The organism is Okeania sp. (assembly GCF_983059655.1).
This window is the reverse complement of record NZ_CEZPJD010000301.1, coordinates 1-9,025: the sequence shown is the minus strand read 5'-3', so window position 1 is coordinate 9,025 and position 9,025 is coordinate 1. Positions and strand designations below refer to the sequence as shown.

Sequence of the window (9,025 nt, the reverse complement as noted above, 5' to 3'; positions counted from 1 at the left end):
CACTTCTTGGCCTAAAAACCCAACATTAGCTAATATTCCAAATGGCTTCTATAGAGATTATTTTCAATTTTAGTTTAGCTATAGCTAAAACCCAAAACTTGGAAAATTAAAGTTTAAATATTGGTAGTGTTCAATAATGAATAATTGATAATTGATAATTACCTCTTCCTTTTAGGAAGAGGATTGAATAAGAGAAAATAAAGTTCAATCTTTCAAGCCTCTGACTTTCCTAGGTCATGCTGCGCAAACAGGCAGAGGTACTGATAACTGATAACTGAAATGACAGTTCATTGCTGAAGCAAAAACCAGATTAACTAAATTGAAAATTTTCAGACTTTATATAAGGGTGAGAAATACATGACTATTAAGTTGGAAAAAGGACAAAAAATTGTACTTGATAAAAGTGAATACGATCTATCACGACTAACAATGGGGCTAGGATGGGATGTTGCAAAATCTGCAAGTGGTTTAGCTGGTTTATTCGGTAATAGATCAGATTTTGACCTTGATGGTTATGCCATTTTATTAGAAGAAAATGACAAGCTCAAAAACTATAAAGAAGATGTAATTTATTATGGTCATTTAGAATCTAAAGATAAAACAGTAATTCATTCAGGAGATAATCTGACTGGAGAAGGAGATGGAGATGATGAACAAATAATTTTGAAACTTAATTCTATTGCTGATAAATACCAAAAAATTATCCTAGCGGTAAGTATTTATCAAGCTAAAGAAAGAAAGCAACAATTTGGGATGGTAGAAAATGCTTTTGTTCGAGCTGTCGATAATAAAGGAATAGAAATAGCAAAACACACATTATCTGGTAATGGTACTTATCAGGGAAAAATATCAATGTTAATGGGAGCAGTTTATCGAGATAACGGACTTTGGAAATTTAGTGCTTTGGGTGATCCTCTGGATAGTGATATGAATGGCGTAGTCTCTTCATTTATGAAATAATTTTTGCCATACTTATCCAATTTGAAAATAAAAAAACTAGTATTTTTGAGAATTTCAAATACTGGTTTTTTTAATAGGGTGTTAATATTAATCTGATAATAATCAAACACTTAGGCAAAAAATCCTTGTCTTAATCTCAACTGAGATGACTATAGCAATCCCATTTTATTTGTGTATAAAAATCTTAATGTCTTTAGGGAACGGGGAACAGGGAACAGGGAACAGGTAAGAGTTTCAGTTTTTTTATCTACTTTTTGATTTGTCACAACCAATTTAGGATTGCTATAGATATCAAATCCGGTTATCAAAAATACCTTATATCAATTCTCAATATCAATTCTCAAAAACTTTTCTACATTTTATTGAGCAGGGAACCCACCCCTAACCCCTCCCAGGAGGGTAGGGCGGTTTTAAATTATTGTAAATTAAGGATTTAGGAAGAACAAGAGATTAGGGGATAGTGGAACAGTGAAATTTGTCAAAATTTGCCGATTTTTTAGTCAATAAGCCTCTTTAAGCTCTGATAGAATATTTGATTTAACGCTGCTTAAAAGCCTCCATCCCCGTGTCTCCCTGTTTCCGCGTCCCCATGCCTATCGAGAATGAAACAGCCCTGCTCCCAGGAGTGGAACTTGGGGAGATGGGGAAATTCATATATTTGCACAATTTTTTGTATTTCAAAAGTATTCATACTCTTCATATTTACTTTATAAATCAGCTCTTGGATATACTTTCTCAGATTAATATTTGTTCAAAACCTATTTAGCAGTCATTATATATAAGAAGAGTTTTAAAACTTACTTAATATAAGTAAAAAATTTGAAACTCTTGCCTCAGTGAAAATATTCCCTAATTCTCAGATATTTTCTGCATAACTGTGCCGAGGACTGCTATATATTTAATTAATCATACTACTTAGGAGGTACAGTAAATGCCATATTTTATCTATGCTCCAGATACTGGCAATGAAAAAGTATATGAATTACCCATGGGTGAAATTACTATTGGTAGAGAAAGAGATAATATTATTGCTATTACCCACGAAACAAGTGTTTCCCGTCATCATGCACAAGTTATAATTTCTCAAGATAGCGTGAATATTGTCGATCAAAATAGTAGTAATGGGACCTTTGTTAATGGAATCAAAATTGATAATTGCATACTCAAAGAAGGAGATTTAATTCATTGTGGGAATGCAACTTTTAAGTTTGTTACTAATTCTAATAAGGCAGAAAATATAGGTCCAACAAATATTGTTAAACAATACTCACAAGAGTTTACTTCTACTGAGTTAAATGAACTATTAGACCAGCAAGAAGATGACTCATTTTCAGTGCTTAAACTGAAAGAAAAAAATAGTAATCTCCAAGCAGTAGACAAATTAAAAATTTTGCTGGAAGTCAGTAAACAGCTTTCTTCTCCCACTGAACTAGAAATATTACTGGAAAAAATTCTTGAGTTGTTATTTCAGATTCTCAAGGTAGATCGAGCTGTCATTCTTTTAGTCAATGAAACAACTGGAGAACTTGAACAAAAAGCAGTAAAAGGAAGAGGTGGAATTAATACAGAAGGTTCATTTTATAGCAAAAATATTACTAACTTTGCCATAGAAAAAGGGACAACTTTTTTAACCACAAATGCTTGTCTCGATCGGCGCTTCGATAATCCAGAATCAATTGTTTCTCAATCAATTCATGGAGCTGTTTGTATACCCCTTAAACCTAGAGATAAAATAATTGGGGTGTTATATGCGGATAATTTGTCATTATCAAATGTTTATTCTGATGAAGATGTCGAATTCCTAACAGGTTTAGCTAATCAAGCAGCGATCGCTATAGAGAATACTCAACTTTATAATAAGATACAAGTAGAAGCAATTATCCGAAATAAATTAGAGCGTTTCTTTCCTACAAGTGTAGCTAGAAAACTTAAAGAAACAGAAAAATTAGAAATAATTGATACAGAAGTAACTGCTTTATTTTCTGATATTAGTGGGTTTACAAAAATGTCTTCAACAATGGAGCCACGTCAAATAATATCTATGTTGAATGAATATTTTAAAATCATGGTAGAAGATATTGTTTTTAGGTATGAAGGAACTCTGGAAAAATATATTGGAGATGCTTTATTTGCTATTTGGGGTGCTCCTTATCAAACTGCTAATGATGTAGAAAAAGCGATAAAAGCAGCAATTGATATGCAGTGGGCTGTTCGTAGTTTAAATAAGCAGAGAGAAAAACGTCATCAAGAACCAATTGCTATCCACATAGGAATTAATTCTGGTAAAGTAGCAGCTGGAAATATTGGTTCAGAAAAGTTGATTCAATACGCGGCTATTGGCGATACAACTAATGTTACTAGCCGAATATGCAGTGAAGCAAAAGCTGACGAAATCATGATTAGTCAAACTACACAAGAAAAACTAAAAGAATATCAATTTCCCTTAGAAAAAGTTCCACCAGTCATGGTTAAAGGAAAAGACGAACCAATACAACTATATCGTTTACTTTGGCAACAAGTACCATCAGAAATTAGTTGAAAATCACTTTCGACAATGAATAATTAATAATTAATAATTAATAATTAATAATTAGGGTTTGCTGAATAAAATTGTAATCAATATCTGTAAAGGCTTCCAGGTTTAAATAGGGCTTGCTGAAAAAGTCTTTTTGCTCAGAGAGGGAGTAGGGAGTAGGGAGTAGGGAGTAGTGAAGAGTCAAGAGGAATCAGGGGTTGTAGAAGACATACAAAGGAAAAATTATCCCAGGCCCAAGTCTACCCAATTCTTACCCAAATACTCAATTTTTGAGCATTCTTAGGGGAAAACAGGGGTACTTTTTCACTACCTAAAAAGCCTAAAACCAATATCAGTAAAGACTTTTATATTTAATCAGCAAACCCTAACTATTGCTGAGGGGGTGCAAGTTTTTTTGCTCAATTAGTCTCAAAATGCTAATATTTTAACCCTTACTATCAGAAAATTTGGTCGTAGTAGATAGTCTAAACTGTTCCCTGTTCCCTGTTCCCTGTTCCCTATCATCACCATCAGACTTTTTCAGCAAACCCTACCTAGTTTTAGACTTTTGATCTTTAATTTTTGCCTTTTGACTTTATGAAGGATTATTGCTTTGTTTATGAGAAATGAGACTCAGGTAATGGCCATCAATTATTCTATAAGATGATTTAATATGTTACCATAAGTATCAATGTACAGGCCATTCTTAGAACACTTAGAAAAAGAGCTATTCAGTCGATTTGACTTAAGCAGTAGACCAATACCTGCTGGTTTAGAAGCAAACGTTAGTAATCGAGGCAAGAATCAAGCCACAATCCAAAGTTGGTGTTATGAGTGTCCTCAACTAAGAAAAATACGTTATACCTATATTGATGCAGGAGCTTCAGCTCAGGTATTTAATAGTGTGCTTTATCCCAGTTACTACTATGACATTCCACTTTTAGGAATTGACCTATTATCTTTTGGTAAAAGTAAAATCTTAATAGTATTAGATTTTCAACCTTTATTTCAAGAAGAATCTTATTTAGAAAAATATATAGAGCCAATGGGATCATTGCGCGAAAAATATAATGACTTGGCTCAAAAATTAGAAATGAAATTTTATGATGCCAACCAATATTTTTCCAAGTATTTACTGTTTGCTAAAACAGATGCAGAGACAGTGAAAACTACATTTTTTGAAGCGTATAAAAAATACATTAAGTTGTATTGGGAAATGTTAGATAAAGCAGAAATTCTTGATCGAACAGAAGATATTCAAAAGATAATTAAAGCCCAAAAAGATTACGATCAATATAGTGCAGACCGTGATCCAGCGTCAGGATTATTTAGCAGTTATTTTGGCCATGAATGGTCAGAAAAATTTCTCTACGAATTTTTGTTTGAAGATGCTGTACCATTAGCTGTTCCCAATGCAACCCGTTAACGAAGTCAGAAGCGGTGCGACCCCGCGTCGGCGTCAGCTCGCTTGCGGTCAGATCCCGCGTCGGCGTCAGCTCGCTTGCGGTCGGAACCCGCGTCGGCGTCAGACGCAAGCGGTCGGACCCCGCGTCGCCGACAGCTCGCTTGCGGAACGCCGACCAAGAGAGGGAACGCCGACCAAGAGAGGGAATGCTGACCAAGAGAGTCAGAAGTGATTTTTGTAACGGGGATGCGTGAGTAACTCTCCAAAAATATTTCGCCTTAAAAGGTGGGGTTTTAGACCCAATTATTTTGATAATTTTGTTAATTATTAAGTTAAAAATTGATACTCGCACTCTTCTAATAGATCCAGGGGGGTAAATACAGAAAGGGAAAACTTATCTAAAGTTTATCAAACTTACTCATAACTATAACGGTCAAACTAAAATGAGTAAGTTTGTTCAGTTGTCTATCCATTGAATAGATTGGTGTGTAAACCATGAAAGTAGAAATCTTAATTCTTGGGTATAATCAGACGATGAAAAAGTGGTCGATCTTCGGAGCTTCCCGTAGGGTGGGAGAGATAGGAAAGCTGCGCTGGCCTCCAATCGACCAAGAGAAAATAAAGTTCAATATTTCAAGTCTCTGACTTTCCTAGGTAATGCTGCGCAAGCAGGCAGATAGAGGTACTGATAACTGATAACTGATAACTGATAACTGAAATGACACCAACTGAAAATATAGTGAATTTATATCAACCTTTTCTAGATTATGCTCTAACTAAGCTCAAGCAAGAACTAGAACTAAAACCTTACCCCATACCCTCTGGATTTGAACATAAAGTTGCTATAACTGGCAAGGGCAAAAAAGAACAAGAAGTAGATACAACCAGTTATGCCTATTGTAGTCCCAAGCTTCGACAAATTAGAGCAGCTCATGTTCAAGGTGGCGCTGCCCTGCAAGTGTTAAATTTTGTAATATTTCCTCAGCTTAATTATGATTTGCCATTTTTTGGAGCTGACCTAGTCACCCTACCAGGTGGACATCTAATTGCCCTAGATATGCAGCCCTTATTTCGGGATGACCCTCAGTATCAAGAAAAGTATACTCAGCCAATATGGGATACCTTCCAAACACATCAGCAGCATTTGCCGTGGGGAGGAGATTTTCCTGAAGAAGCAACCCCCTTCTTTTCTCCAGCCTTTCTTTGGACTCGTCCTCAAAAAACTGAATTAGTCGAGAAAAGAGTATTTGAAGCCTTCAAAGATTACCTGCAAGCTTATTTAATTTTTGTAAAGCAAGCACAACCTATTACGAATGCAGAAAAATTAGCAGAAATCAAGCAGGCACAACTGCGTTATCTGAGATATCGAGCCGAGAAAGATCCAGCTAGGGGAATGTTTACCCGGTTTTATGGCCCTGAATGGACAGAAGAATATATTCATGGCTTTCTATTTGACCTAGAAAGAAAGTTGGCCTTAAATCCTGTTTAACTTTCTATACTGTCTACGACTGTAGAGAATTTTGTTAATAATTTGTAATAAATAAAAATACAACAGCATAGTATAAAGAATATCTGAAGGGTTATAAAGATAAAAGAAAATCAACAAAAACATTGATTGATAAGGTTGAAAAGCTTCTCATAAACAGTGTAAGATTTTCTCAGGATTCTCAAACAATCCAATTTTACTTTTCCAGCCATGGGCAGCTAGCCTGAAAAAAACTAAAAAAATACCCATAGCATCGAAAAGCAATTAAAAAAAATCAAATTAGGAGAATTAATCGATGTTTGATGCTTTTACAAAAGTAGTTTCCCAGGCAGATGCCAGGGGTGATTTTGTTACTGCTAGCCAAATCGACGCTCTAAGCGCAATGGTAGCAGATAGCAATAAGCGTTTAGACGCAGTTAACCGCATTACTAGCAATGCTTCAACTATTGTTGCTAATGCAGCTCGCTCTCTATTTGCAGATCAGCCTCAGTTGATTGCTCCTGGTGGAAATGCTTATACAAGCCGTCGTATGGCTGCTTGCTTGCGTGACATGGAAATTATCCTACGTTATGTAACTTATGCTATTTTCTCTGGTGATGCAAGTGTACTAGATGACCGTTGTCTAAATGGATTGCGTGAAACTTACTTAGCTCTGGGAACTCCTGGTGCTTCTGTAGCAGTAGGCGTGCAAAAAATGAAAGATGCAGCTATTGCTATGGCTAACGATCCTAATGGTATTACTCCTGGAGATTGCGCCTCTCTAATCTCTGAGATTGGTAGCTACTTCGACCGCGCTGCTGCAGCAGTTGCCTAAAAAAACTGTAAAAAACTTTTTTTGTAAGGATGCACTTGAGCATCTCTACAGCTTTTAAAATTGTACCAAAAATTGTACTCACAATAATAAGGGAAGTACCTCAAACATGAAAACTCCTCTAACTGAAGCAGTAACTGCTGCTGATTCTCAAGGCCGCTTTCTAAGTAACACAGAAATTAACGCTGCCTTTGGTCGTTTCGGACGTGCTGCTGCTTGCTTAGATGCTGCTAAAGCTCTGACTGAGAAATCTGAAACTTTGATTAATGGAGCTGCTCAAGCAGTTTACAACAAGTTCCCCTACACTACTACCATGCAGGGACCTAACTATGCTTCTACTCCTGTAGGAAAGGCTAAGTGTTCTCGTGATATTGGCTACTATCTCCGGATGGTAACATACTGTCTAATTGCAGGTGGTACAGGTCCTATGGATGAGATACTCATTGCAGGTATCGATGAAATCAATAGTACTTTCGAGTTATCTCCTAGCTGGTATGTTGAAGCTTTAAAGTACATCAAAGCTAACCATGGAATCAGTGGTCAAGGTGCAACTGAAGCTAACAACTATATTGATTACGCTATCAATGCTCTCAGCTAGTAGTTGTTACAGTAACTAACCGATAAAAGTGAAATTAATGTTCGCTTAATCAATAGCTTTGAGCTAATATTCAACGTAGCCTGGAGAGGTATACAGGTGCTGGCCTGTAGTTAGTATCTGTTTATCTTTCCGGGCATCGTTATTTCAGTTATCAGTTAACAGTTATCAGTATTTTTTGGGAAGAAAAAAGAGAGTTTTGAAGCTGACAGAGATTTGTTTGCGGAGCATTCCGTAGGAAACGCTGCTGTCAACCTGAAAAACTATGTGTATCAGTAGCTTGAGTCAAGAGCGAATTTAAGCCTGTGGAGAAGATAAGTTACAGACTGCGGTCAGTGGTCTTCAGTGTTTGCGCAGCATTGCGGAACGCAAAGCAGGAAGCTAGCTCCAAAGCTTGTGCGATAGCTTACCCTTAACCGGAGGTTATCGTGTATGGGTAAGTTTGGGTAAGTTTAGTAGAACGGAAAGCTTATATATTTAAAGATGGAGCAGCAATATTTAGAATTACCATCAGATGAAACATCAGAAAATGGGGAGTCTCTAACGGTAGAAGAAGCGATCGCCAATCTCCGGCATGAAGAATTAGGTAAAAGATATTATGCTGCTTGGTGGTTAGGAAGATTTCGAGTAAATATACCTGCTGCGGTAGAAGGCTTAATTGCAGCACTAGAAGATGATTCTGACCGAACAGAGGATGGTGGGTATCCTCTCAGACGCAATGCAGCAAGGGCCTTGGGTAAGTTAGAACACAAAAAAGCTGTACCAGCTTTGATTAAATGTTTGGAAAGTTCAGACTATTATGTACGAGAAGCAGCAGCAGAAGCATTAGAAATGCTAGGAGATCCTAGCTGTATTTCCCCATTAATCAAACTTTTAGATGGAGGGGTCGAAGCTGCAGTATTAGTTCCAGGTAAGCCTCATCTTGTTCAACCCTACGAAGACATTATTGAAGCTTTAGGAACACTTCAAGCTCGATCAGCAATTCCTTTAATTAAACCTTTTATCGAACATCCTGTAGAGAAAGTACAATATGCTGCTGCTCGCGCTCTATATCAACTAACCGGAGAAGCAGTTTATGGAGAATATCTCACTCAAGCATTAGATGGTGATAATCTACAATTACGACGTTCCGCACTGATGGATTTAGCAGCGATCGGTTATTTACCTGCAGCTAAGGCAATATCAGAAACTTTAGCCGAAAATAGTATGAAATTAATTGCCCTCAAAGGACTTTTGGAACATCACCTCACAAT

General features: G+C 36.6%; 7 protein-coding genes. All 7 read left to right on the top strand.

Annotated features, from left to right (window positions below; genetic code table 11):
• Positions 1-357 precede the first annotated feature (357 nt).
• Positions 358-960 carry a TerD family protein gene (locus tag AC3DU7_RS17230; protein WP_488040550.1) on the top strand — a complete coding sequence of 201 codons (603 nt, stop codon included), beginning with the start codon at positions 358-360 and terminating at the stop codon, positions 958-960.
• Positions 961-1,891: 931 nt separating this feature from the next.
• Positions 1,892-3,499, top strand: coding sequence for an adenylate/guanylate cyclase domain-containing protein (locus tag AC3DU7_RS17225; protein ID WP_488040549.1), 1,608 nt, complete (start codon positions 1,892-1,894; stop codon positions 3,497-3,499).
• 667 nt (positions 3,500-4,166) lie between these two features.
• Positions 4,167-4,901: a 15,16-dihydrobiliverdin:ferredoxin oxidoreductase gene (locus tag AC3DU7_RS17220; protein ID WP_488040548.1), complete on the top strand. Its 735-nt coding sequence runs from the start codon at positions 4,167-4,169 to the stop codon at positions 4,899-4,901.
• Between the two features lie 697 nt (positions 4,902-5,598).
• Positions 5,599-6,369 carry a phycoerythrobilin:ferredoxin oxidoreductase gene (locus AC3DU7_RS17215; RefSeq protein WP_488040547.1) on the top strand — a complete coding sequence of 257 codons (771 nt, stop codon included), beginning with the start codon at positions 5,599-5,601 and terminating at the stop codon, positions 6,367-6,369.
• Positions 6,370-6,661: 292 nt separating this feature from the next.
• Positions 6,662-7,180, top strand: coding sequence for a C-phycocyanin subunit beta (gene cpcB, locus AC3DU7_RS17210; RefSeq protein WP_488040546.1), 519 nt, complete (start codon positions 6,662-6,664; stop codon positions 7,178-7,180).
• Between the two features lie 106 nt (positions 7,181-7,286).
• Positions 7,287-7,775, top strand: a complete 489-nt coding sequence (gene cpcA / locus AC3DU7_RS17205) for a C-phycocyanin subunit alpha (RefSeq protein ID WP_488040545.1) — start codon at positions 7,287-7,289, stop codon at positions 7,773-7,775.
• A 480-nt stretch (positions 7,776-8,255) separates the two neighbouring features.
• Positions 8,256-9,025 (top strand): C-phycocyanin alpha-cysteine-84 phycocyanobilin lyase subunit CpcE (gene cpcE, locus AC3DU7_RS17200; protein ID WP_488040544.1); only part of this gene is annotated, 770 nt, incomplete at its 3' end.

Bases quoted from the DNA above. Each gene is read 5' to 3' on its own strand.
- AC3DU7_RS17230 (WP_488040550.1), top strand. From the start codon at position 358: ATGACTATTAAGTTGGAAAAAGGACAAAAAATTGTACTTGATAAAAGT.
- AC3DU7_RS17225 (WP_488040549.1), top strand. From the start codon at position 1,892: ATGCCATATTTTATCTATGCTCCAGATACTGGCAATGAAAAAGTATAT.
- AC3DU7_RS17220 (WP_488040548.1), top strand. From the start codon at position 4,167: ATGTACAGGCCATTCTTAGAACACTTAGAAAAAGAGCTATTCAGTCGA.
- AC3DU7_RS17215 (WP_488040547.1), top strand. From the start codon at position 5,599: ATGACACCAACTGAAAATATAGTGAATTTATATCAACCTTTTCTAGAT.
- cpcB (WP_488040546.1), top strand. From the start codon at position 6,662: ATGTTTGATGCTTTTACAAAAGTAGTTTCCCAGGCAGATGCCAGGGGT.
- cpcA (WP_488040545.1), top strand. From the start codon at position 7,287: ATGAAAACTCCTCTAACTGAAGCAGTAACTGCTGCTGATTCTCAAGGC.